Here is a 24,834-nt window from a genome sequence, read left to right as displayed (position 1 = left end):
CTTCGGCCAAACAGGCTCTCCACAGGTTTTGGAGCTTTTGATGACGAATGGTCCCTTTTTGATCGCCGGGGAACTGATCGAAGGCAGCCATCGGCTGCTGCAGCGCGTCTACTACGAGGATACTGATTTTTCAGGGCTGGTCTATCACGCCCGCTACCTGCATTTCCTCGAACGCGGCCGCACAGATTATCTGCGCTGCCTCGGCGTGGAGCAGCGTGAGCTCATTTCCGCTGACGAGGAAGGCCTGGTGTTCGTCGTCCACCGCATGGAGATCGACTTCAAGGGCCCAGCCCGCATGGACGATGTGCTTACCATTCAGACGGTGACCGAAAAGGCCGGTGGTGCCAAAATGGTGCTGACGCAGGAAATCCTCCGCGACGGCGCGCTGCTGATCGCTGCCCGGGTGATCATTGCCGTCATCAATGCCAGCGGCCGTCCGCGCCGGTTGCCGGAAGCGCTGGCGGCACAGCTGCTGCAGGCTTCACGGACGGCCGATGCATCAGATGCAGTTGCCTGAAACGCGGGGCAGCTGCCTGAAAACGTCTCTTGTTAAAACATGACTGACATGAGAAGGAATTCCTGCGGTGCGCGGGAAGTTCTCGTTCGCTGCTGCTTACGCTTTGTGTTTCTCTACAACGTATATCCGCGTGCCAAGAAAAATGGCCGATCGCGCGGACACTAACGATCTCTTAACCATAATAGTGTCTTAATATTATGGTCAGAGATTGTGCGGTGCACGCCTTCCTTTGACCAAATTTGACGGCAAGAAGGCAGATGTAGACTTGGAAGCCTGACGACGGCGTTCAGCGGCAGCTGCCAGACATTTCTTGTGCGATCATTTTTTTGCCGCCCGGTCCTGCACCGGGCGTTTGGATTCGGGGAATTTGGATCAAATGGAACAAGTTGGATTGGCTGCAGCGACAAGTGACGTGACGCTTCTGTCTCTCTTCATGGAGGCTGGCCTTGTCGTCAAGTTGGTGATGCTCGGACTAATAGCGGCATCCGTGTGGACCTGGGCGATCGTCATCGACAAATATCTGAGCTTCAGCCGGGCTCGCCGGCAGTTCGACCAGTTCGAGCAGGTTTTCTGGTCCGGCCAGTCGCTGGAAGAGCTTTACCGGACGCTTTCCGAGCGCACGAATACCGGGCTTGCAGCGATTTTCGTCTCTGCCATGCGCGAGTGGAAAAAGTCCTTCGAGCGCGGCGCACGCTCGCCTATTGGTCTGCAGATGCGCATCGACCGGGCCATGGACGTGACGCTGGCGCGGGAATCGGAACATCTCGGTGCCCGTCTCGGTTCGCTGGCGACCATCGGTTCGGCCGGCCCGTTCATCGGCCTGTTCGGCACGGTCGTCGGTATCATGACCTCGTTCCAGGCTATCGCCGGATCGAAGTCCACCAATCTCGCGGTCGTTGCACCCGGTATCGCGGAAGCGCTGCTCGCAACTGCCATCGGCCTTGTGGCGGCCATCCCTGCGGTTATCGCCTACAACAAGTTCTCCGCAGATGCCGGCAAGTTGTCTGGCCGCATGGAAGGTTTTGCGGATGAGTTCTCCGCCATTCTTTCGCGCCAGATCGATGAGAAGCTGCAGCCCCGTGCGGCCGCGCAGTAACGACAGAACCGGAGCAAGCTTATGGGAATGTCAGGTGGAGGCGGTGGCGGTGGCGGCGGTGGTCGTCGCGGCAGCCGTCGTGGCGGTCATGGCCGCAGTGGACCTATCTCTGAAATCAACGTGACGCCGCTGGTCGACGTCATGCTCGTGCTGTTGATCATCTTCATGGTCGCGGCACCGATGCTGACGGTCGGCGTGCCGATCGACCTGCCGGAAACGGCGGCCAAGGAAATGAATTCGGACACGCAGCCGATCACCGTGTCGGTCAATCCGGCCGGCGACATCTTCATGCAGGAATCGCCGATCGCGCTCGATGACATTGTGCCGAAGCTGCAGGCTATCGCCAAGACCGGCTATAACGAGCGGATCTATGTGCGCGGCGACAGTGCCGCTGGTTATGGCACCGTCATGAAGGTGATGGCGCGGATATCGTCTGCAGGCTTTAAGAACATCGGTCTGGTAACCCAGCAAGAAAAGACGAAGTAAACCCATTCAATGAAGGCCAGCATTGTCACATCGGCGGTTGTTCACGGCCTGGTCCTCGTCTGGGCGCTGGTGACTATTGGCGCTCCCAAATCCTTCGAGGTGCAGCCTGACGAATCGACGCCGGTCGAGATCGTGACTGACGTGTCGATGACACAGACAGGTGACAAGAAGGCTCCGCAGAAGGACAAAGCCGCGCCGAAGCCGACGACCAAGCAGACCGAAATCGCCAATGCGCAAAATGCCGGCGAGAACGATGTCGACCTGAAATCCGCGCCGAAGCCGGTTCCCAAACCTACCGAAAACCAGTCGACCGGTGCGCCGAAAAAAGTCGAGGCCCCGACGCCGAAGGTCGACCCGACCCCTAACGACGTGAAGTCCGTCGAAAAGGAAGAGACGGACGTTGCGCCGCCACCGCCGACGCCGACGGCCGCACCGAAGCCGCCGACGCCGACGCCCGTGCCGACCCCCACGCCACCGCCGCCGACGCCGACGCCGACACCAACCCCGACGCCACCCCCGCCTGCACCGGCCCCGACGCAGGACAAGGCTGAATTGGCGCCGAGCGATCAGGCGACGCCGGACAACGTTCCCGTGCCGCAGCTGAAGCCGCAGCCGCCTGCACCGCCGAAGGTTGCCGAAAAGCCGGTCGAGAAGCCGCCCGAGAAGAAGCCTGACACCAAGCCGGTCGAAAAGCCGGCTGACAAGTCGTCGGATACCGACAAGAAGAAGGACGACAAGAAACGCGAGATGGCCAAGGCTGCGTCCTCCAAGGACAGCGACTTCGACGCCGACGAGATCTCAGCGTTGTTGAACAAGCAGCAGGCCACCGGCGGCGGCGCCAAGCGCCAGCAGCAGCAGGCAGCTCTCGGTACCGACAAGCCCGCGAACGGAGCAAAGCTGAGCCAGAGCGAGATCGATGCCCTGCGCAGCCAGATCCAGAACAACTGGAATGTTCCGGCAGGCATGTCGGGCGTCGAGGGCATGGTGATCCGGGTACACATGAAGCTCGACGAATCCGGCACCATCGTCGGAATGCCGGACGTGCAGGTGACGGGCGGCTCAGAGTCGGCTCAACAGGCCCTGTCAGGCAGTGCCACCCGGGCGGTGATGATGTCCTCGCCGTTCAAGAACCTACCGCGCGACAAATACGACGCCTGGAACGAAGTTATCGTCAATTTCGACCCCAGCGACCTGGGACTATAAATGCTGAAAGGCTGTGTACACATGAAAATGCGTTCTCTCGTTCGTCTGATGCTGGTGATGGGTGGCCTGATGGCGACCTACATCTCGCCGGCCTACGCCCTGGTGGAAATCAACATCAACAAGGGCAATGTTCAGCCCTTGCCGATTGCCATCACCGATTTCATCTCGACGGGTGACCTCGGAGCCCAGATCTCCGGCGTCATCGCCGCCGACCTGAAGCGTTCGGGGCTTTTCGCACCGATCGACAAGGCCGCCTTCATCGAGAAAATCACAAATCCTGACGCAGCGCCGCAGTTCGCGTCCTGGAAGTCGATCAATGCGCAGGCGCTGGTCACCGGCCGCGTGACGCAGCAGCCCGACGGCCGCCTGCGCGCCGAGTTCCGCCTCTGGGATTCGTTTGCCGGCACGCAAATGACCGGCCAGCAGTTCTACACCCAGCCGGAGAACTGGCGCCGCGTTGCCCACATCATTGCCGATGCGATCTACGAGAAGATCACTGGCGAAAAGGGCTACTTCGACACGCGCGTCGTCTTCGTGTCCGAAAGCGGACCAAAGACAGCACGCAAGAACCAGCTGGCCATCATGGATCAGGACGGTTTCAATACCCGCATGCTGACAGATGGCAGCGATCTCGTGCTGACGCCGCGCTTCTCGCCCAACAAGCAGGAAGTGACCTACATGTCGTTTGCCAACCAGCAGCCGCGCGTCTACCTGCTCAACATCGCCACCGGCCAGCGTGAGGTCGTCGGCAACTTCCCCGGCATGACCTTCGCGCCGCGCTTCTCACCGGATGGCCAGCGCGTCGTGCTGTCGCTGCAGCAGGAAGGCAACGCCAATATCTATACGATGGACCTGCGCTCGCGCACCACGACCCGCCTGACTTCCACGGCTGCCATCGACACGTCGCCGTCCTATTCTCCGGATGGCACCCAGATCGCTTTTGAAAGCGACCGTGGCGGCAAGCAGCAGATCTATGTGATGAACGCCGACGGCTCCAACCAGCACCGCATCTCCTTCGGCGACGGCTCCTATTCGACGCCGGTCTGGTCGCCGCGCGGCGATCTGATTGCCTACACGAAGCAGTCGGGCGGAACGTTCGGCATCGGCGTGATGAAGCCGGACGGTTCTGGCGATCGCCTGCTGACGTCGGGCTTCCACAACGAAGGTCCGACATGGGCGCCGAACGGTCGCGTCATCATGTTCTTCCGTGAACCTGCCGGAGCCAGTGGTCCGCAGCTCTACTCGATCGACCTGACCGGCTACAACGAGCAGAAGATCAAGACTCCATCCTTCGCGTCCGACCCGGCCTGGTCGCCGCTGATGGAATAGTGGCAATTGCGCCAGCCGATTTCCCGTCGCAAAAAGTCCTGTGACTTCATGCGGCGGGACGCTATAAGACAAAATTAACCATAACCGTTGAAACAGCATTAACCGCGTGCGGTTACAGTCTGGCAACCGTGATAATGTCGTAAGGAGAGACCGGCCATGAGCCGTATTGACAATTCGGCCACAAGCCGCATGCAGAGCTTCGCCCGCAACCCGATGATGCTTGCCCTCTTCCTGGGCCTGTCCCTGGCGGGCTGCGCATCCAAGAAGAACCTGCCGAACAACGCAGGCGATCTTGGCCTCAATGGCGCCAATGGCGGCTCGGCAACCCCGGGTTCGGCTCAGGATTTCACCGTCAACGTCGGCGACCGCATCTTCTTCGACACCGATTCGACGTCGATCCGCGCCGATGCTGCCCAGACGCTCGATCGTCAGGCACAGTGGCTTGCCCGCTATCCGAACTACGCAATCACCGTCGAAGGCCATGCCGACGAACGCGGCACCCGTGAATACAACCTGGCTCTCGGTGCACGCCGCGCAGCATCGACCAAGGACTACCTGGCCTCCAAGGGCGTGCCAGCTCGCCGCATGAAGACGATTTCCTACGGCAAGGAACGTCCGGTCGCCGTTTGCGACGACATCTCGTGCTGGTCGCAGAACCGCCGCGCAGTTACCGTTCTCAACGGCGCCGGCTCCTGATATCTTCGGTATCACTTGATTTTGAAGGCGGCCGAGAGGTCGCCTTCTTCGTTTTCAACGCGGGTTTGTATTTTCAACCACACTTTGGCCGAACTCCGTTGCTTTTTGACGGCAATTGTTAAAAATCCCCGGCTGGTGCCGCTGGGCACAAGAATCAAAGAGACGGGATCGAACCTATGAGAAAACTCGTCGTCGCAGGCATGGTTTGTCTGGTGGCCTTGTCCGGCACGGAACGTGAAGCTTATTCGATGAACCTGTTCGGCCTTCACCTCGGCGACCGCAGTTCGTCCGACCAGGTTCCGCCGGCGCCGCTCTCGCAGCAGCGCGAGCAGCCGCAGCAGCCAATCATGGTTCAGAGCGGCGACGCGGAAATCCGCCTTCAGCAGGCGGAAGACCAGATGCGGCAGCTGAACGGTCGCATTGAGGAAATGAGCTATCAGCTTCTGCAGATGCAGGAGACCATCCGCAAGGCGCAGGCCGACAACGAAATTCGCTTCCAGATGCTGGAAAAGAAGGGCGGTGCCACGGGTGCCGCACCGGCCGCGGGCGCGCCGATCAAGAAGAGCGAGGCAGACACGTCCGCGACCGGTCAATCCGACGATGTCGCCAAGGTAATCGAGACACCCCAGGGTGCCGATGCCAACCGCGCTGCGGGCAGCACTCTTGCGCCACCGCCTGCACAGCTCGGCTCGATCCAGTTCGACCAGAACGGCCGGCCGGTTGGCGGCAATGTCAATTCGGATGACGTTGGGTCCGGCCCGGCGCCTGCCGTCGGCGACAAGACTGCGTCGCTCGGCAACGAGGGCGACACCTACAAGGCTGCTTATGGCCACGTGCTGTCGGGCGACTACTCCATCGCCGAGAAGGAATTCCGCCAGTATCTCGGCACCTATCCGGAAAGCGCACGTTCGCCGGATGCCAATTTCTGGCTCGGCGAAGCCTTGTATTCGCAGGGCAAATACAATGATGCGGCGACCACCTTCGTCAACGCCTACAAGAAATACGGCACGTCAGAGAAGGCACCGGAAATGTTGCTGAAGCTCGGCATGTCGCTCGCCGCCCTCGACAAGAAGGACACAGCCTGCGCGACGCTGCATGAAGTGACCAAGAAATATCCTAAGGCTTCCAAGCCCGTCGTGGCCAAGGTCGCCAGCGAAGAAAAACGTCTCGCCTGCTGAGCGGCGAGGCCATGGCCGGTGGCACGGTCTTATCGCCTCAGGCGGCTGCAACCCGTCTGCTGGCATCGCTTCGCCAGCCCTCGCACATCCTCGTTGCAATCTCCGGCGGCAGCGATTCGACCGGGCTGCTGATTGCCCTTTCCGATGCGATCCGTGACAGCCACCCCTCGCACCGGCTTTCCGCCGCCACCGTCGATCACGACCTGCGCCCCGGTTCGGCCGACGAGGCGAAATCCGTGGCCAATCTCTGCCGGAAACTGGGCATCGCCCACAGCACGCACCGCTGGCTTGGTGACAAGCCTGCGACCGGCATCATGGCCGCCGCGCGCGAGGCGCGTTACGACCTGCTGGCCGACGTTGCTGCCGAGGTCCAAGCAGACCTGATCGTCACCGGTCACACGCTTGACGACCAGCAGGAGACGCTGGCGATGCGCAATGCGCGTGTGCGGGCAGGGCGGTTTACTGCGACCGGTATTGCCGATGCGGTGCTGTTCGATCGGCGCATCTGGGTGATACGTCCGTTTCTGTCCTGCCTGCGTAATGACATCCGGGCATTTCTCACCGAACGAAATATCGGCTGGATCGACGACCCGAGCAATCTCGACCTTCATTATGAACGCGTCCGTGTCCGGGCGGGTCTCGCAACCGGCGGTCCTGTCGCATCGCCTGGCGTCGGGAGTGCAAAGGCTGAACTATCGGCGGCGGCGGCGCGCTGGGTGGAACAGTCGGTGGCTATAGACGGCGGTGTGCTGTGCCGCATCGCTCCCGATGGCATCGATGCCGCAGCGCCCGAGTTTGCCCATGGGCTCTCCTGCCTTGCGGCCATCTTCGGCGGCCAGCCTTACGGATTGGGCCAGGAGAGGATGCAGCGCATCCTCGGGTTTATCGGCAACGGGGCGCCCGGTCGACGAACGGCGGGCGGGGTGGTCTTCGACCTCAGGCGCAGCGCTCTCTTCTTGATGCGCGAAAGCCGCAACATTGACGCTCTGCATCTTGCACCGGGGGCAAGGGGTATCTGGGATGGCCGTTTCGAGGTTTTCAATGACGGCCATCGCGGGGTGCAAATTGTCGCAGCCGGCGCAACTTCGCGGATGGCTTTCGCTGCGGGAACCCCAAAAGGTGCGGCGATGCGCGCAGCGGCGTCGGCACCCACATTTCGTTTCGACAATGAAGACCAGTGCGAGAAGGGCTATCCTCTTCGTTTTGCACCGTATCTGCCGCCATTCGACCGCTTTTTGACACGAATCGATCTCAATCTTGCGGATCGGCTAGCGAATGCCTTCGGACGGTCAGCCTATGTTTCACCTCCGTTTTAGGAGTTATTGACGGAAATCGCATGTGGTTGCGCTGACTGCCTTGGCAAGGGCCCGGCGTAACCCTATGTTAGCAGCCAAGTAATGCAGTCGCCAAAAGGCCGGGCTGTCTCAGTCCCTGGGGAGTTCAATGAACCCTAATTTTCGTAATTTCGCTCTCTGGGCGATTATCGCTTTGTTGCTGATCGCTTTGTTCAGCATGTTCCAGACCTCGCCTTCGCAGACGAGTTCGCGGGATATCCCGTATTCGCAGTTCCTTCGCGAAGTCGATTCCGGTCGCGTCCGCGATGCGGTGATCACAGGAAACCGTGTCGTCGGTACCTATGTCGAGAATGGCGCTGCCTTCCAGACCTACTCTCCGGTGATCGACAGCGGCCTGCTCGATAAGCTGCAGGCGAAGAACGTGGTCGTCTCGGCCCGTCCGGAATCGGATGGCTCTTCGAGCTTCCTCAGCTATCTCGGCACGCTGTTGCCGATGTTGCTGATCCTTGGTGTCTGGCTGTTCTTCATGCGTCAGATGCAGGGCGGGTCGCGCGGCGCCATGGGCTTCGGCAAGTCGAAGGCCAAGCTCCTGACCGAGGCGCATGGTCGCGTCACATTCGAGGACGTCGCCGGCGTCGACGAAGCCAAGCAGGATCTCGAGGAAATTGTCGAATTCCTGCGCGATCCGCAGAAATTCCAGCGTCTTGGCGGTCGTATTCCACGCGGCGTGCTATTGGTCGGACCTCCCGGTACCGGTAAGACGCTTCTGGCCCGTGCCATCGCTGGTGAAGCCAATGTGCCGTTCTTCACGATCTCCGGCTCGGACTTCGTCGAAATGTTCGTCGGCGTCGGCGCAAGCCGCGTGCGCGACATGTTTGAGCAGGCGAAGAAGAACGCACCTTGCATCATCTTCATCGACGAAATCGACGCCGTCGGTCGTCATCGTGGCGCCGGTCTTGGCGGCGGTAACGACGAACGGGAGCAGACGCTCAACCAGCTGCTAGTCGAGATGGACGGTTTTGAGGCCAACGAAGGCATCATCCTTATCGCCGCTACCAACCGTCCCGACGTTCTTGACCCTGCGCTTCTGCGCCCGGGCCGCTTCGACCGCCAGGTCGTCGTGCCTAACCCGGATATCATCGGTCGCGAGCGCATTCTCAAGGTGCATGCCCGTAACGTGCCGCTGGCACCGAATGTAGATCTCAAGGTTCTCGCTCGCGGTACGCCGGGCTTCTCCGGCGCGGATCTGATGAACCTCGTTAACGAATCGGCACTGATGGCGGCACGGCGCAACAAGCGCATGGTCACCATGGCGGAATTCGAGGACGCCAAGGACAAGATCATGATGGGCGCCGAGCGTCGCTCGTCGGCCATGACCGAGGCAGAAAAGAAGCTGACCGCCTACCACGAGGCGGGCCATGCGATGACGGCGCTCTATGTCGCCGTTGCCGATCCGCTACACAAGGCGACGATCATTCCGCGCGGCCGCGCGCTCGGCATGGTCATGCAGCTACCGGAAGGCGACCGCTACTCGATGAGCTACACGTGGATGATTTCACGTCTCTGCATCATGATGGGTGGCCGCGTTGCGGAAGAACTGACCTTCGGCAAGGAAAACATCACCTCCGGTGCATCGTCGGATATCGAGCAGGCCACAAAGCTTGCCCGTGCGATGGTGACGCAGTGGGGCTTCTCAGACCAGCTCGGCCAGGTTGCCTACGGCGAGAACCAGCAGGAAGTCTTCCTCGGGCACTCTGTGTCGCAGTCGAAGAACGTTTCAGAAGCGACGGCCCAGAAGATCGACAACGAAGTCCGTCGCCTGATCGACGAAGCCTATACCCAGGCCCGTACCATCCTTACCGAACAGCACGACGCATTCATCATCGTGGCCGAAGGGCTGCTGGAATACGAGACGCTGAGCGGCGAGGAGATCAAGGCGCTGATCCGCGGCGAAAAGCCTGCCCGCGATATGGGCGACGATACGCCGCCAAGCCGTGGGTCCGCCGTGCCGAAGACCGGCACGAAGAAGGACGGTTCCATCGGTGCCAAGGGCGACGAAGCCGACGGCGGGCTTGAGCCGCAGCCACGTTGATCCCAAAATAGCGTTCATAACATCAGGCCGGTTCCCGTCATGCGGGAGCCGGCCTTTTTCGTCGGTCACGACATGTGATAGTTCTTTGCGTTAATTGACGTGATGAAGACGGCGATCTGTGGCATGAGCGTCGCATTCGATGACCCGGACATCAACCAAGTCGGGACGCGCCTCCGTGGGGGAGGCGCTTAAATTTGCGGGAGACACTATGAAGCGTCGCTATTTCGGCACGGACGGAATCCGTGGGCAGTCCAACGTCTTCCCGATGACGCCAGATCTTGCCATGCGGGTCGGCATTGCGGTCGGAACGATCTTTCGCCGTGGCAATCATCGCCATCGAGTCGTGATCGGCAAGGATACGCGGCTGTCCGGCTACATGCTGGAAAACGCGCTCGTGGCAGGCTTCACAGCTGCCGGTATCGATGCCTTCGTTCTCGGTCCCATCCCGACGCCTGCCGTCGCCATGCTGACCCGCTCGCTGCGTGCCGACATCGGTGTGATGATCTCCGCCTCCCACAATCCCTACAAGGACAACGGCATCAAGTTGTTCGGCCCCGATGGCTACAAGCTCTCCGACGACATCGAAATGCAGATCGAGGATCTGCTCGACCAGGACTTGAGCCTGCAGCTGGCGAAATCGGACGATATTGGCCGCGCCAAGCGCATCGACGGCGTCCATGACCGCTACATCGAGAATGCCAAGCGCACTTTGCCGCGCGACGTGACGCTGCAGGGCCTGCGCATCGCCATCGATTGCGCCAATGGTGCCGCCTACAAGGTCGCACCAGCCGTTCTCTGGGAGCTTGGCGCCGAGGTCGTGACGATCGGCAACGAGCCCGATGGCATCAACATCAACCTCAATTGCGGGTCCACCAGCCCGATGGCGCTGCAGAAGAAGGTCGACGAGGTGCGCGCCGATATCGGCATTGCCCTCGATGGCGATGCCGACCGCGTCATCATCGTCGACGAGAACGGTTCGGTCATCGACGGCGACCAGCTGATGGCTGTCATTGCCGAGAGCTGGGCCGATACCCAGCGACTGCGCGGCAAAGGCATCGTCGCAACTGTCATGTCCAACCTCGGGCTCGAGCGCTTCCTTGGCGACAAGGGGCTGGAACTGGCCCGCACGCAGGTCGGCGACCGCTACGTCGTCGAGCACATGCGCCAGCACGACTTCAACGTCGGCGGCGAGCAGTCGGGCCATATCGTGCTGTCGGATTACGGCACGACGGGCGATGGCCTGGTCGCGGCGCTGCAGATCCTTGCCTGTGCCAAGCGTTCCGGCAAGCCCGTCAGCGAAGTCTGCCGCCGCTTCGAACCCGTGCCGCAGCTGCTGCGCAACGTGCGCATCACCGGAGGCCGGCCGTTGGAAAATATCGAGGTCAAGCAGGCGATTGCCGATGCCGAGAGCGAGCTTTCACGCAACGGTCGCCTCGTCATCCGGCCGTCAGGAACCGAACCGCTGATCCGCGTGATGGCCGAGGGCGACGACCGCGTTCAGGTCGAGCGCATCGTCAACGACCTGATCGGCGTGATTTCGAACGTCCGAACTGCCGCTTGACATTTTACACAAAGGGCCCGCCGAGTTCTCCTGGCGGGCCCTTTTTTCATTATATCGGCTTTGAGCTCTCGATACCCTAACTGGCACTTTCCGATGGCATATCGTCCCGGGTCATGCGGGAGACGTCGATCGATGCCGAGATCAACGGCTTTTCCACACGTTTGCCCGATTGCCGTTGAAAGCCGAAGACGTTTTGCAGCAGGCCTTTGGTGTAGAGGCCCGGGCCGCTCGAGTAAATGCGCCAGCCGCCATCGACGGCAATGGAGCCTGCCTTCACCTCATCCCATTCGCGTGCGGCGCTGTAGCGGTCATGGAAGGCGGCATCGCTGCTGCTGAAATAGGTGTTGCGCTGGCGCAGGGATGCGTGCGCAAGACGGTCGGTGACGGCAATCGGATTGGCGAGCGCCAGAGCCTGCCAGAGACCATCAGCATCTTCATCGAGCACCAGCGTTTCGCAGTAGCGCAGATGGGCGTGGACATACATCAGGCCGATCTCGCGTCCGAAGAAGGACGACGATTCGGCGCGGCGGAAGAGCGTCTCGGGACCGCCAGAATAGGTGGCGGGCTTTTCCATCAGACGCGTACCGTCCGGAAACAGCAGGTGGTCGCGGATGAGAGCCTTGTGACCGTGGCGCTGGTCTGCGGTGAACAGACCGCCGAGCATCGGCTGGGTCATGGAGATCAGCGAATAGTGCAGGCCGGTGCGCTGGTCTTCCGGATGCAGCAGCAGTTCGACACCGTCGTGGGCTGGATCGAAGATGGCATAGCCGGCGACGATGCCGTCGCGGATCAGCAGGCGGTTGAAATCGCTGCGCATCGCCGCCGCACTGGCACGAAGCCGCTTTGCCTCGGCGATCTTGCCGACGCTTTCCATGATCGCGCCGTAGCGGACGATCTGCTCGTACAGCAGGGCCACGGTCCAGCTGCTGACCATCCAGTCGCGCAGGTGCGGATCGGCCGGCTGGAGCGAGTCGTTCCAGTCGCCCTCGCCATAGCGGATCAGGCTGGTACCGGGGATGAAGCGGGTGCGGATCGTTGCCAGGAGCTTTTCGACATGGTCGGCGATCGATGCCTTCTCGGGTGTCCGCTCCATGGTCCCGTCGTCGCGCCAGGCCGTGGTCTCGTTGAGGAAGCCGAGATCGCCGGTGGCTTCGATATAGTCGCAGAGCGCCTTCAGCGGCCAGACGACGATATCGCCATGGGCCTCGCTCGAGCGGATATTGGCGTAGGGCTCGAACATGAACCATTGCGGCCAGTCGCCCCGGTCGCGGAACTGCTCGCCAAAGATTATCTTCAGGACCTGCTTGGCCTCCGCGTCATGCTCGTAGGAGAGCAGGAATTCGATCGGCCCCTGGCAGGCATCGCGCGTGCCCCAGGCGGCGCCGGTATACTGCTCCAGACCGTGCGGCACGCTCATATGGACGATGGCATCATGGGCCATCCAGGGCAGGATCGCTGCATGGGCTGCGAGATCCGGGCCGGTCCCGGCAATTTCGAGGCCGCGTGTCGCGTGTTTCCAGAAGCGGTCTGCTGGGTCGAGCATGGCGGCTTTGGAGACGCCGGCCTGGTATCTGCGGGCAAGGCGTTCGGCCTCGGTGGCATCGACCATCGAACCAACGACGGCGAAGGTCAGCAATTGCGTCGCATGCGACCTGAGGGCGATGAAAGGGCCATTCCGCGCGACGCCGTCGGCATAGAGCAGTTCATCTCCGCCGACGACATCGACGGCATCTGCCGTCGATGACACCAGCCGGTAGCTGGCATCGGGATAGCGCTGCCCCCAGAGCCAGTTCGGGTCCGGCTGCAGCGTGATCTGTTTGGCATCGGCATCGATGGTGATCCGCCCGCGCGTCTCGTATTCACGCTCGCCGAGCGTCACCTGGCCGTAGGCGAGGAAGCGGCAGGCCGGGCCTTCGACGGTAATGCTCCACTGCATGGCAGGATCGTCGCCTGAGGCGATCGCCGAAACAGTGATGGTGCGGTCGGCCAGCCGGTAGATCCAGCGGCAGTCGCTGAGGCCCATGTCGAATGCCGAGGGCACGCCCAGCAGCTGCCAGCCTGAGCCGGTATCGACCATGATCCGCAACCCGCTGTTGCGGGTGAGATTGTAGGGATCGCGGGAGACGGAAAACAGCTTGTGGAAAGAGGTGTTGCCGATGGTCAGCTGGGCGGCAAAGATGCCCTGCATCCAGCATGTTGCCGCCAGCGTGTTGTCGTCCGGCAGCATGCTTTGTCCGCTGCGCAGGATAGCACCATGGCGGCGCGCGACACGGAGCTCCTTTTCGAGCAAAACCACGTGGCGGTTCTGAAAGCCGCCGGGCACGAAGAACGATAGCAGCTGGCCATCCACACGTTCCTCCAGCTCGCGGCTTGGGTAGAGCTTGGCAACGGCTGCGTCGTCGAGGGCCACCGCCACCAGCAACGGCGCATCCTGCACCAGGCTGCGCACGGGTGGCGTTTCGATGAGCGCACCGGTGGTGGAGGTCGGCAGGTCCGCCAGCGGTGCCAGGAGTGCGAGATCGGCATCGCTCGATGCCTCCGGATGATCGGCGACAAACAGGCCGAAAAAGGTGGCGCTGCCCGAGGCTGCGGGCGCAAGCGACATCGATGGCGATTGAAGTGCCGGGCAGGCGACTTCGTGCTGGCGCCGTTCGCTCGGCAGGGCCACCCCGAAGGCGGCAACGAGCTGTCCGTCCGGCCTGCCGCTATCGACGAGCTGGATCGCATCGGTGGCAAAGGCCGCAGCTCCTTCGAGGCAACCCTGTGCCAGCCATGGTATGTGGCCGCCGCCCTGCTTGAGGTTCTGGCGGTTCATGATCACCGGCCCGAAGCGCTCGTGCGTCGCGATGTGGTGGTCGATATATTGCGAGGCGTAGGCTTCGCTGTTCATCAGAAATCCGCGGTCGCCGAGCCCGATATCCTGGACCAGCACGAGGTCGGCATCGACGGTTTCAGAGCGGGTGTTTTCCAGCGAGACGCGCCAAAGCCAGATCGGCTCGGCTGGATGCAACTCGAGGCGGACGCGGTGGCGGATGCCATAGGTTTCGCCGGTCCACGAGAATGCGCTGTCGCTGCTGGCGAAGCGAGCCTTTGCGCGCGGGCCGACGATCTCCACCACCGGATCGGGGCCGCCGGTGCGCAGATAAAGTCGGCCGATGCCGCCATAGATCGGCGAGCCCTGCACCTGATTGATCATCACCTGCACGCCTGCGGCGTCGCTGTGCTCGATGGCAAACAGCGCGCCATTGGCAAGCGCAGATACCGAAAGACCGGCCGGATTGCCGATCGTCGTAAGGCCAAGATCTTCGCGACGGGATGTCTGGAAACTACGGTGGAGGTCGGATGCCATGATGTCTCTCGCTGATTGCGGCCTGCGGGGACTACATCACAAGCCGCAGAGAAAGCGCAGTAAAATCTGCGGCAAAACGGGATGAGCGGGATAGTGGGTTCGGGGAAACGGCGGAGGTGGTCTTTGACCTCCGACCGCAGCGCGTTTCGACGACTTGCGGCCGTTAATTTACTCTTCTAATTGTATCGAGGATGAGCACATCGTATCCAGTGACGCCAATCAGCGTGAAGGCAATAGGCCTGGTCTGGCACCAAGGGCGCCTTCTCGCAGCCGAGGTTCCAGACGGCCAAGGTCGCGTTGCAGGTGTGCGTCCGCTGGGTGGCAGTATCGAGTTTGGCGAACTTTCCGAAGTCGCACTGAAGCGTGAGTTCATGGAAGAACTGGGTGTCGAGATCGAAATTGTCGGCGGACCGCAGGTTTTTGAAAACCTCTACACCTTTGGCGGCGTGCCCGGTCATGAGGTGATCTTCGTCTTCGAGGTCAAATTCCCTCTCGAACAATCCATGACAGGCGATCACATCGTCTTTCACGAAAGCGACGGCACCCGCAATGTCGCGCGCTGGTACCACCCGGACGAACTCGATCGCGATGGCTACCCGGAACTCTATCCCAAAGGGCTGAAGAGCGCGCTGGCCAAACTGAAGTTGGCAGATCCGAACTAAGGGGATGACCCCATAAGCACTATTTCCCGTAGCTCCGAATGCCGACCTCCCGTCCGATTTGACATCGCCCAGCGTGAGACCATCAATGCCACCTTTGGCGATTATGGTCGTGGATCAAGCCAGGAGGTATTCCACAAGAGCATTCTGGGCGTGAAGCAAGAATGCTTTTGCGGCTCTCCTTTACCTGCTGGATCCTGCCAGTTTCGACCAGGCGGGATCGCCGGTGGGGTCGGTGGACCAGAATTTAATATCGGCGAAGTCGATGGACTGGATGAGATCGGGCAGGGTGTCCCTGTAGATTCCGAAACGTGGCTGGACGTCTATGTATGGGTGCCCGTCTTCGTCGCGCATGCCGTGATCGAGATAGCCGAGGCGTCCGGTGTAGGAAATTGCGCAGGCGCGTCCGTTGAGGGCGACTTGCAAGGCGCTTGCGCCCTCCTGAAGGCTTGGCTTCAGCATGACGTTGACATCGTTCCATTCGCCGATCTCGAGGGGCCAAGGTCCGCAGACGATCTGGGACGTACCGGCATTGCAGTCCGATGTTCCTCTCACCTTTGCAACGAAAACTGCGCCGGACTTGGAGGGGATCGCCTCGATCTTGAACAGCGGGTTGGCTGACTGGCAGGAACCGAGAGGCTTCGTCTCTTCTGTCGGGATATTCTGCTTTACCTGATGGATGACGGTGCGATTGCCGATCCCTGCCCATGGCGCGTCGAGCCTGAAGGCGAAGTGATACCAGGTCGGCTTGTCGAACTTGATGACCTGCTTCCTGATCTGGATTTCGACGCGCTCTATCGGTGCGTCACCGACGCTCTGGTCAGGCGCGTCGCCGGGATGCACCGTGATATGCAAGACGGGCCGCGCAGGCGACGAGAGGTCGCAGACAATACGCGATCTCCATGCATTGGGGTCGAGTTTGCCGCTTATCTTCCAGAGCTTCGGTGGATGGGCGCTATCAGCGACACACAGGTCCTCAAATCCCGCCGAGAGCGGTGCTGCTACATCCTGCGCAACGGCTAAGGATAGACCGAAGCCAAGCAGGCCCAACAGGATGGATGCGAGTTTTATGGATCTCGTGGTCATTATCGTCAGCATTTCCTTGAGAGCGCAGGGCCTCAGAGTCGGTGGCTACAAGCAGCTTATGGGACAGGATCACGACAGCAAAGCTTCAGATCCTGCTCAATCGGTCATAAAGTACAAGTCAGGGCGCGCTCTCAGATCGACCATTGCCCCAACATCCCAACTCAATTGCCGTTTCCCCCCTCGCTCCCTATATCCTGCGCATGGCCGAAGCTTCGAGCCAGCGAGGTTTTCGTGGTTTTGCTCTCTTCCGTATCCCGCTTTGCGCTCTCTGCGATCCTTGCCTGCGGGCTGGTTGCGGGGGTTGTCGTCGTGCCGAAGGCGGTGGAGGGGGTGGCGGTTCTGCGGCCGGGGGCGGGCGAGGCGGAGATTGTCGCTTATCGCCTGCGCGGGGTTCCGGCCACTGCCTACCAGGATGCGATCGTCAAGGCGCTTGGCGATGACGATCCGGATCTGGCTGCAAGCCTGTTGGCCCTCGCCGATAGCCGTGATGTTATCACCCCGCCCGATCTTCGACAGCGTGTCGCAGCTGCACAGGGTTTTGATGCCGGACGCAGCCTGCGGGATGCCTGGAGCGGGCTTGCCGGCGGTGACGCCAGGAGCCCCGAGGCGCTGGCGGGTGCCGTGACCGCAGATCTCACCGGCATCAGCGACGCCCGCGACTTGGTGCACGAAGGCCGAGCCTACATCAACGGCGAGGTCTACAGTCCGCTGACGATGGGGCTTGCCGCCGCAGGGCTGGTGATTACGGGCGCGACGATTGCGAGTTTCGGCATGGCATCGCCGGCGCGGGTCGGCGTCACGGCGCTGAAGGTCGCCGACAAGGCGGATTTGCTGCGGCCGCCGTTCCGTCGCGCGATGACCTCGGTGGCGACTGATCTGATCGACGGCAAGGCTGTCCGGGAGACGGTCGATCTTGCCTCCGCCGGCAATCTTGGCGCGGCCCGGCTGGCGCTTTCCCGTTCGGTGCGGGCGAAACCGCTGGCGGCGCTGACGACCACCGCGACCGATCTAGGCGCTCTGGCGAAGGGAGCGGGCTACCGTGCCACGCACGATGTGCTGAAGCTTGCGGATAGTCCCGCCGATATCTCGCGTTTCCGGCGGCTTGCGGAAAGCTTCGGCCCGCGGTTCCGTGGCGCGCTGGTGCTGGTTGGCGGTGCCGCTTTGACCACGGCAGGCCTTCTTGCAACCGTATCCGGCTGGCTTTTGGCGGGGCTGATGTGGGTGCTGGCAGCGGTATTTGCGGGATATCGTATTCTCCGCTGGTTATGGAGGCTGGGTCGGCCGCGACAGTCCCTGTCAGGGTGATGCGAATTGGCCTATACACGCTCCGGGACGATAAAAGGGCAAGACGACAGGTGCGGGCATCGGGGATGAGGCATCCCCGCCCAGCGGTATGACAGAACAAGGGAGATAGGCGATGTTCCAGGAAACCATGATTGTACATGCCGACAAGGCGGAGTTCTACCATGCGCTGCAGGCGCAGCTGGGCGGCCTGCTTGCCGGCGAGACAGATGCCATTGCCAATGCTGCCAATACCTCGGCGCTGATCTTCCAGATGCTGCCCGATATCAATTGGGCCGGCTTCTATTTTCTCCAGTCGGAGGACGAATTGCTGCTCGGTCCTTTTCAGGGCAAGCCTGCCTGCGTGCGGATCGCCGTGGGCCGTGGTGTGTGCGGGACGGCGGTGGAGAAGGCGCAAACCATGCTGGTCGAGGATGTCCATGCCTTTCCCGGCCATATCGCCTGTGACGCCGCTTCGCGCTCGGAGCTGGTCGTGCCGTTGATCCGCGATGGCCAGGTGTTCGGCGTGCTCGATCTCGACAGCCCGCTGCCGGGCCGTTTCGACCGTGTCGATCAGGCCGGCATCGAAGCGATGGCGGCGATCTTTATCGGTGCGACGGCTTGGGATGGCTGACAACCATCGTTCGCCTGTGATTTGGGGGTAATCGGCTGAGAGGAACGGGTTCGTGACGAAAAGGGCGGGAAGCGCGGATCTGCCGCTGCATGGTGGTCGTGTGCCGCCGTGGCTGGGGCAGCGCATGACGCGGCTGGGTGCGCTGATCACTGAGGCCATCGTCCAGCACTACGGCCGCGACGAGTTTCTCAGCCGGCTTGCTCATCCCTTCTGGTTTCAATCCTTCGGCTCGGTGATGGGGATGGACTGGCATTCGTCCGGTATCACCACGAGCGTCATCGGAGCGCTGAAGCGCGGGCTGGCGCCGATGGCCGGTGAATTGGGCATCCATGTCTGCGGCGGTCGAGGCGCGCAATCGCGCAAGACACCGGACGAGCTGATGGCCATCGGCCAGCGCGTCGGCGTCGATGGGGCGGCGCTGGCGACGACCAGCCGGCTTGTCGCCAAGGTGGACAGTGCAGCGCTGCAGGACGGCTTCGATCTCTATCTGCACGGCTTCATCGTCACCGACGACGGCAAGTGGGTGGTGGTGCAGCAGGGCATGAACGGCGAGGCGAGACAGGCGCGGCGCTACCATTGGCAATCGGCGGGGCTGGAAAGCTTCCTCGATTCGCCGCATGCCGCGATAGAAGGCCATAGCCTCGGCGAGATCGTCAACCTTGCCGACCGGCGGGCGGACCAGTCGCGCTCCGGCCAGCTGGATCTGCTGGCCTCGCTCGGCCCCGACCGCATCCTGCGCGAGGTCATCGATCTCGAGGCTGCCGGCAAACCTCCCAAAATATCCGATCAAATGACGCTGCCACACCTGATCATGCCTGCCCATCACGATGTCCGCCAGGAAGATGTCAACATGCGGCGGCTGCATGGCGCGATTGCTGCTGCGGCCGATCGTGGGCCGAAGGACTTTTCGCAATTGCTGCTGGTGCCCGGTGTTGGCGCGCGCACGGTGCGGGCTCTGGCGATGGTAGCGGAAGTGGTGCATGGCGCGCCCTGCCGGTTTTCCGACCCGGCTCGTTTCTCGCTCGCCCATGGCGGCAAGGACAGGCATCCGTTTCCCGTGCCGCTGAAGGTCTATGACGAGACAATCAACGTGATGAAATCGGCGGTGCGCAAGGGGCGGCTCGGTCGTGACGAGGAGATGCAGGCGCTGAAACGGCTCGATGACCAGACACGCCAGCTGGAGCGCTACGTTACCGGCCCCGATCTGAAGGAGATCATCGCCGGCGAATTCCGGCGCTCGGCGGAGTGGGGCGGCCGGAGCGTCTTCGGCTGGGAACCAGCCGAAGAGAGTGTTGAAATTCCGGATGCTGAAAGCGGCTGCCGCAAGGCTGATCTCAGCTAGGCGGTCAGCGCCTTCTGGGTAGGCTCTTCGACCGGCGTCTGGTTGCGTTCCGAGCGGAAGGCTGCGGAGCGGGCATAAGCTAGCTTGCGCATCCGCATGATGCTGCCAAGCGGACGGTGGGCGGCAAGGCCGTTCCAGGGGCGGAACGACATGCCGTCGTTGATCTCGCGATCTCGCTCAGTTGTCCAGGATGGCTGCGGCTCGACCGTCAGGGTGGCCACAGTGATGAACGGGCTTTTTTCCTCGTCCCAGACGGCAGCGGCATCCTCGATCGACATCTCTTCCGCACTCGAACAGAGCTGCACCTGGAACTCCCAAACCGCCTTGTTGCTGGCGAAATAGTCGGACACAGCCTCGCGCAGCCCGTCTGGGTTATGGTTGAGGTCCAGCTCCTGGCCGGTCAACGCTTTCAGCTCTTCGGATTGTGGAACGAGCGCGAACTTGGCGACATAGTCGCCGTAGCGAAGGGGAAGCTGTGCAAAGAAACTTTCGCCGAGGATATTGGTCTCGGGATGGCCGCCGAGCGAGATGATCGAGGCACTTTTGGCTCCGACAGCCTCGATAACGCTTTCGATGCCACGCAGCACCTTCGAGGCAACTTCCTTCAGGCCGTCGGCATGGTCGGTGGTTGCCGCCAGTGCCTTGAGGTTGAGGAGAAAGGCCTTGGCACTAGACGCGTTGAACTGCTTGCCGTTGACCATCAGGAAATCCTGGGATGCGCTGTCGTCTTCCGGGTCAAGCCTCGGGCCATCGACATCGACGATTTTCAACGCCAGACCGCGCGGTGTCGAGACGCTGTCATGGAGAATGTCTCCGGGCGTCGTCGATAGCCGCACGAAAGCCTTGTAGCTGGCAGGCTTTGCAAACAGGCCCTGCGCCAGTTCCGGCGGCAGGCCGTCCATGACCCGGAACTCGCCTTCCAGCAGGCCGTGGCTCTTGGCATGGACGCTGCGGATGGCATGGCCTCCGTCGCGGTAGGTCTTGTGCGAGATCGAGAGCATGGTCTCCGCCAGTGCGCGGGCAGTCTCCGGTTCGTCCTTTTCGACGGTTTCCAGATCGTCGCGGTAGGCTTGCGGATTGTGCGGGGGGCTCTTTGTCATGGGGTCGTCCTCAGGCTGGCATCGTTTGGTCGATGATCTTGTCGATGGTCACCGGCAGGTTTCGCTGGCGCTTGCCTGTGGCATGGAAGATCGCGTTCGCAATCGCCGCGCTGACGCCGACGAGACCGATCTCACCGAGGCCCTTGATGCCGATGGGGCTTGCCTTGTCGTCGAATTCCTCGACGAAGATCACATCGATGTCGTCGATGTCGGCATGGGCCGGCACGTGATATTCAGCAAGGTTGTGGTTCATGATCCGGCCGCTGCGGTGATCCCACATGCCTTCTTCATGCAATGTCATGCCAATCCCCATGACGACGCCGCCGAGAATCTGGCTGCGTGCCGTTTTCGGGTTGAGGATCTTGCCGGCAGCGATCGCACTGACGATACGGGTGACACGAACGACACCCAGTTCCGCATCGACACGCACCTCCGCAAAGACTGCGGAATGGGTGTAGCTGATGAACTTCATCATCTGCATCTTGTCCGGTGCCACGGAGCCGTCACCCTCGAGAGACGACAGCCCCTCGGCGGCAAGGAGATCGGCGATGGCCGCTCCCTTTGTTTCGTCCGTCTTCAGCACCAGGCGGCCTTCGCGGATGACGACATCGCCAATCTTGGCGTCGTCGAGTGGCGATCCCTTGGTCTTCTGTGCCAGCGTCAGGATCTTCTGGATGACAGCCTGACATCCGGCCTGTACGGCTGAACCCGTGGAGGCGGCTGTCCACGAACCACCCTCGACCGTCGTCGTCGGCAGTGCGGAATCGCCGATCTGAACGACGACCTGGTCCATGGCAACGTCGAAGGCTTCGGCGGCGATCTGCGTCAGGATCGTATAGGTGCCGGTGCCGATATCGCTGGCTGCCGCTTCCACGACGATCTGGCCATTGCCGGTGTAGCGAACCTTGGCCTCGGCGGGGCTGAGCATCGCATCCCAGAAGCCTGTGGCCATGCCCCAGCCAACCAGTTCGTTGCCGTCGCGCATCGAGCCCGGCTGCATCTGACGACGGGACCAGCCGAAGCGTTCCGCACCCTGCCGGTAGCAGGCATGCAGCGCCTTGCTGGTCAGCTGCTTGTCATCGTTCTGGTCGAAATGAATGAAGTTGCGGGTCCTGAGTTCGAGCGGATCGATGTCGATCTCGTAGGCGAGTTCGTCCATCGCGGATTCCAGCGCGAAAAGGCCTGATGCAGCGCCCGGGGCGCGCATGTCGCCCGGTGTCATCGTGTCTAGCTTGGTGAGTTCGTAGCCCAGCTTGACGTTCTCGCAGCGGTAGGCGAGACCCGACCAGTTGACGACGACTTCTTGGTAGTCCTCGAACTGGGAAGTGCCGGAAACAACGTCGTGCATGACGGATTGCAGCTGGCCGTTGGCATCGGCGCCAAGGGATACCGTCTGCAGCATCAGCGGCCGGAAGCTGAGATAGAACATTTCGCGACGCGTCAGTTCCAGACGCACGGAGCGCTTCAGCTGTAGGCTTGCCATGACAGCGAGGAAAAGCTGGTGGCGAGGGCGGAGGCCGCCACCGAAGGCGCCCCCGACATAGGCGTTGATGACGCGCACGTCATCTTGTTCCAGCCCGAAAACATTGCAGACGAACTTTTGCGAGTTTTGCGATCCCTGTGTCTTGTCGTAGATGGTCAGCTGCTTATCATTTTCCCATAGAACGGTGGTGGCAAACATTTCCATCGGGTTGTGGTGTTCGCCTTCCAGCGCGTAATCCGCCGATACCTTGAAGGGCGCCGATGCATAGGCTTCTTCTGCCTTGCCGCGCGGCTTCGGGGGAGGTGCTATGCCGTTTCTCTTTGTGGGCGGCACGTAGCTGTTGCCGCGCTCCGCCTCGATGTCGGTACGCGCCTCGGCTGCCTCGTATTGTACCTTCACCAGAGCTGCCGCATCGCGGGCAGTCTCGAATCGATCGGCGACGACGAAAGCGACGGGCTGGCCGTCGAACAGGATCTTGTCGGAATCGAGCGGTCGGAAAGGATGGCCGGGGGCTGCGGTATCGTCCTGCCACTTCTTGTCCGACGACGCGACGTCCATCCGGTTTTCGTGGGTAAAGACCTCCACGACACCGGGAAAGGCCTTCGCGGCCGTGGTGTCGATGCTGACGATCTTGCCGACGGCTATGGTGCTCAGCACGACGGCGCCGTGCAGCAGGCCAGGTTCGGAATATTCGGCGGAATACGTCGCTTGGCCGGTGACTTTCAGACCGGCGTCAACGCGCGGGACAGGGTGGCCAATGTGGCGTGTGTTGGTGCTCAAGGGGCTCTCTTTCATGCGATCGCCTTCACGGACTGGACCTGCGGGGTTCCGGCAACGGCCTGCCTCAGGGCACGCACGATGGCCTTCTCTGCCAGCGGTATCTTGAAATCATTGCTGCCCTGGCCCTTTGCTGGCGCAAGCAGCGTAGCGGCGAAGGCGCGGAAATCGGCCTCCGAAGGTTGGCGCCCTATGAGCGCGGCCTCGGCTTCCCGGTCACGCCATGGCTTGTGGGCAACGCCACCGAGCGCGATACGGGCGCCGGATACGACACCCCCGTCCATGTCCAGCGAAACGGCGACGGATACCAGCGCGAAGGCATAGGAAAGACGGTCGCGCAGTTTCAGGTATGTGTGATGCGTGGTGCTCGGCTTGCCACCAATCCGGATGCCCGTGACGATTTCGCCGTGCATCAGCGTGTTGTCCTTTTCCGGCATATCGCCGGGAAGGCGGTGAAAGTCGGCGAATTCGATGGTGCGTTCACCGTCCGGGCCTGTGACCTCGACAACGGCATCAAGCGCCGCCAGTCCGACGCACATGTCGGATGGGTGGGTTGCAATGCAGCTGTCGCTCGTGCCGAGAATGGCATGGATACGGTTGAGGCCACCGATGGCGGAACAGCCGCTGCCCGGCTCGCGCTTGTTACACGGCGTCGAGGGGTCATAGAAATAATAGCACCGCGTCCGCTGCAGCAGGTTTCCGCCCGCCGTGGCAGCGTTGCGGAGCTGCGGGGAAGCGCCGGCAAGAATGGCGCTGGAGAGCAGCGGATAGTCCCGCTCGATACCTTCGTGATAGGCGATTGCGCTGTTGGATGCGAGCGCACCAATCCGGTATCCACCGTCTGGCAGTGCTTCTATGTCTTTCAGCTGGAGGCCATTGATATCGACGAGCACGGAAGGGGCGACCACATCGTATTTCATCAGATCGACGATGTTGGTGCCGCCGGCGATAACCTGCGCACCGGCATTCGATGCGAGTGCGGCAACCGCTTCGCTGACGTTGGCGGGCTTGATGTATTCAAAGCGGTTCATTCGGCTGCCTCCCGGCGGTCTTCAAACAGCACGTCTTCGACCGCATCGGCGATGTTGGTGTAGGCTCCGCAACGACAGATGTTACCACTCATGAGCTCGCGGATTTCCGTCCGGTTGCTTGCCTTGCCCTCGTTGACGAGGCCGATGGCGGAACAGATTTGGCCGGGGGTGCAGTAACCGCACTGCAGGGCGTCGTTTTCGACGAAGGCCCGTTGCATGGGATGAAGATTGTCGCGTTCGCCGACACCTTCGATGGTAGTGATTTCGGCGCCGTCGCGGGTGACGGCAAGGATGAGGCACGAGTTCAGGCGGACACCATCAATCAGCACCGTGCACGCGCCGCATTGACCGTGGTCGCAGCCCTTCTTTGTTCCGGTCAGATGAAGATCTTCCCTCAGGAGATCGACCAGCGTCGTCCAGGGCGCCACCTGAAGATCATGCTTTTCGCCATTGATGGTAAGGACGACCGGCACCGTAAAGCCGGACGGCGTTGGGGATGGGTTTTGCATAGGAAACCTTTCAGTGGGACAGGGTGCAAACCTCAAAAGGCGCAGTTTGTTCCGGAGGCGCTCACGGGTCGCAGCGCAAATAAAAAAGGCGGCCCGCTTGAGGCCGCCTCCCGAATCAGTTGCAAAGTTG

20 protein-coding genes are annotated in these 24,834 nt (G+C 61.6%); 14 read left to right on the top strand and 6 right to left on the bottom strand.

Features of this window, described 5'->3' with window-relative positions:
• The first annotated feature begins 40 nt into the window (after nucleotides 1-40).
• The 10 genes from ybgC (at nucleotide 41) to glmM (ending at nucleotide 11,453) form a co-directional block, all read left to right on the top strand.
• Nucleotides 41-517: a tol-pal system-associated acyl-CoA thioesterase gene (ybgC, locus tag PR017_RS11625; protein ID WP_111222410.1), complete on the top strand. Its 477-nt coding sequence runs from the start codon at nucleotides 41-43 to the stop codon at nucleotides 515-517.
• Between the two features lie 376 nt (nucleotides 518-893).
• A complete protein-coding gene (tolQ, locus tag PR017_RS11620; RefSeq protein ID WP_111222411.1) occupies nucleotides 894-1,613 on the top strand; it encodes a protein TolQ in 720 nt (239 codons plus the stop codon).
• A gap of 21 nt (nucleotides 1,614-1,634) precedes the next feature.
• Nucleotides 1,635-2,099 carry a protein TolR gene (gene tolR / locus PR017_RS11615; RefSeq protein ID WP_111222412.1) on the top strand — a complete coding sequence of 155 codons (465 nt, stop codon included), beginning with the start codon at nucleotides 1,635-1,637 and terminating at the stop codon, nucleotides 2,097-2,099.
• A 9-nt stretch (nucleotides 2,100-2,108) separates the two neighbouring features.
• Entirely contained in the window at nucleotides 2,109-3,302 is a 1,194-nt protein-coding gene (locus PR017_RS11610; protein ID WP_111222413.1) for a hypothetical protein, read from the top strand.
• A gap of 21 nt (nucleotides 3,303-3,323) precedes the next feature.
• The gene (gene tolB, locus PR017_RS11605) at nucleotides 3,324-4,631 is read left to right on the top strand and encodes a Tol-Pal system beta propeller repeat protein TolB (protein WP_111222414.1); all 1,308 of its coding nucleotides are present in this window, start codon (nucleotides 3,324-3,326) and stop codon (nucleotides 4,629-4,631) included.
• Nucleotides 4,632-4,787: 156 nt separating this feature from the next.
• Nucleotides 4,788-5,327 (top strand): peptidoglycan-associated lipoprotein Pal, encoded by a 540-nt coding sequence (pal, locus tag PR017_RS11600; protein WP_111222415.1) that lies wholly within the window; start codon nucleotides 4,788-4,790, stop codon nucleotides 5,325-5,327.
• 176 nt (nucleotides 5,328-5,503) lie between these two features.
• Nucleotides 5,504-6,505, top strand: a complete 1,002-nt coding sequence (gene ybgF, locus PR017_RS11595; RefSeq protein ID WP_111222416.1) for a tol-pal system protein YbgF — start codon at nucleotides 5,504-5,506, stop codon at nucleotides 6,503-6,505.
• An 11-nt stretch (nucleotides 6,506-6,516) separates the two neighbouring features.
• On the top strand, nucleotides 6,517-7,821 hold the full coding sequence (gene tilS, locus PR017_RS11590) for a tRNA lysidine(34) synthetase TilS (protein WP_111222417.1): 1,305 nt from the start codon (nucleotides 6,517-6,519) through the stop codon (nucleotides 7,819-7,821).
• 127 nt (nucleotides 7,822-7,948) lie between these two features.
• Complete coding sequence (gene ftsH / locus PR017_RS11585; protein WP_111222418.1) at nucleotides 7,949-9,892, top strand: ATP-dependent zinc metalloprotease FtsH; 1,944 nt, start codon at nucleotides 7,949-7,951, stop codon at nucleotides 9,890-9,892.
• A gap of 208 nt (nucleotides 9,893-10,100) precedes the next feature.
• Nucleotides 10,101-11,453 (top strand): phosphoglucosamine mutase, encoded by a 1,353-nt coding sequence (glmM, locus tag PR017_RS11580; RefSeq protein ID WP_111222419.1) that lies wholly within the window; start codon nucleotides 10,101-10,103, stop codon nucleotides 11,451-11,453.
• A gap of 76 nt (nucleotides 11,454-11,529) precedes the next feature.
• Here the strand turns inward: glmM and PR017_RS11575 are convergent, their stop codons facing one another.
• Entirely contained in the window at nucleotides 11,530-14,802 is a 3,273-nt protein-coding gene (locus PR017_RS11575) for a cellobiose phosphorylase (RefSeq protein WP_111222420.1), read from the bottom strand.
• A 209-nt stretch (nucleotides 14,803-15,011) separates the two neighbouring features.
• Here PR017_RS11575 and PR017_RS11570 point away from each other — a divergent pair, with 209 nt between their 5' ends.
• A complete protein-coding gene (locus PR017_RS11570; protein ID WP_240539148.1) occupies nucleotides 15,012-15,464 on the top strand; it encodes an NUDIX hydrolase in 453 nt (150 codons plus the stop codon).
• Nucleotides 15,465-15,644: 180 nt separating this feature from the next.
• On the opposite strand, the gene PR017_RS11565 is transcribed toward PR017_RS11570, so the two are convergent.
• Nucleotides 15,645-16,547, bottom strand: coding sequence for a heparin lyase I family protein (locus PR017_RS11565; RefSeq protein WP_161959385.1), 903 nt, complete (start codon nucleotides 16,545-16,547; stop codon nucleotides 15,645-15,647).
• Between the two features lie 231 nt (nucleotides 16,548-16,778).
• Between PR017_RS11565 and PR017_RS11560 the strand changes: the two genes are divergently transcribed.
• From PR017_RS11560 to PR017_RS11550, 3 genes are all read left to right on the top strand, one after another.
• Complete coding sequence (locus PR017_RS11560) at nucleotides 16,779-17,852, top strand: hypothetical protein (protein WP_111222423.1); 1,074 nt, start codon at nucleotides 16,779-16,781, stop codon at nucleotides 17,850-17,852.
• Between the two features lie 112 nt (nucleotides 17,853-17,964).
• Entirely contained in the window at nucleotides 17,965-18,462 is a 498-nt protein-coding gene (locus PR017_RS11555) for a GAF domain-containing protein (RefSeq protein WP_111222424.1), read from the top strand.
• A 52-nt stretch (nucleotides 18,463-18,514) separates the two neighbouring features.
• Nucleotides 18,515-19,804: a DUF763 domain-containing protein gene (locus tag PR017_RS11550; protein WP_111222425.1), complete on the top strand. Its 1,290-nt coding sequence runs from the start codon at nucleotides 18,515-18,517 to the stop codon at nucleotides 19,802-19,804.
• Here the strand turns inward: PR017_RS11550 and PR017_RS11545 are convergent.
• Genes PR017_RS11545 through PR017_RS11530 form a run of 4 tightly spaced genes read right to left on the bottom strand, consistent with a single transcriptional unit; the run spans nucleotide 19,801 to nucleotide 24,704 of the window.
• Nucleotides 19,801-20,904, bottom strand: coding sequence for a catalase family protein (locus tag PR017_RS11545; protein ID WP_111222426.1), 1,104 nt, complete (start codon nucleotides 20,902-20,904; stop codon nucleotides 19,801-19,803). The genes PR017_RS11550 and PR017_RS11545 overlap by 4 nt on opposite strands.
• A 10-nt stretch (nucleotides 20,905-20,914) precedes the next feature.
• Nucleotides 20,915-23,182 carry a xanthine dehydrogenase family protein molybdopterin-binding subunit gene (locus PR017_RS11540; protein ID WP_111222427.1) on the bottom strand — a complete coding sequence of 756 codons (2,268 nt, stop codon included), beginning with the start codon at nucleotides 23,180-23,182 and terminating at the stop codon, nucleotides 20,915-20,917.
• Nucleotides 23,179-24,195 (bottom strand): FAD binding domain-containing protein, encoded by a 1,017-nt coding sequence (locus tag PR017_RS11535; RefSeq protein ID WP_111222428.1) that lies wholly within the window; start codon nucleotides 24,193-24,195, stop codon nucleotides 23,179-23,181. The genes PR017_RS11540 and PR017_RS11535 overlap by 4 nt, the downstream gene beginning before the upstream one ends.
• Nucleotides 24,192-24,704 (bottom strand): (2Fe-2S)-binding protein, encoded by a 513-nt coding sequence (locus PR017_RS11530; RefSeq protein WP_111222429.1) that lies wholly within the window; start codon nucleotides 24,702-24,704, stop codon nucleotides 24,192-24,194. The genes PR017_RS11535 and PR017_RS11530 overlap by 4 nt, the downstream gene beginning before the upstream one ends.
• Nucleotides 24,705-24,834: the final 130 nt, after the last annotated feature.

The sequence above is a fragment of the Rhizobium tumorigenes genome, from assembly GCF_003240565.2.
GTDB lineage: Bacteria > Pseudomonadota > Alphaproteobacteria > Rhizobiales > Rhizobiaceae > Rhizobium > Rhizobium tumorigenes.
The sequence above is the reverse complement of the archived record's forward strand: the minus strand, read 5'-3'. Positions and strand labels throughout refer to the sequence as shown.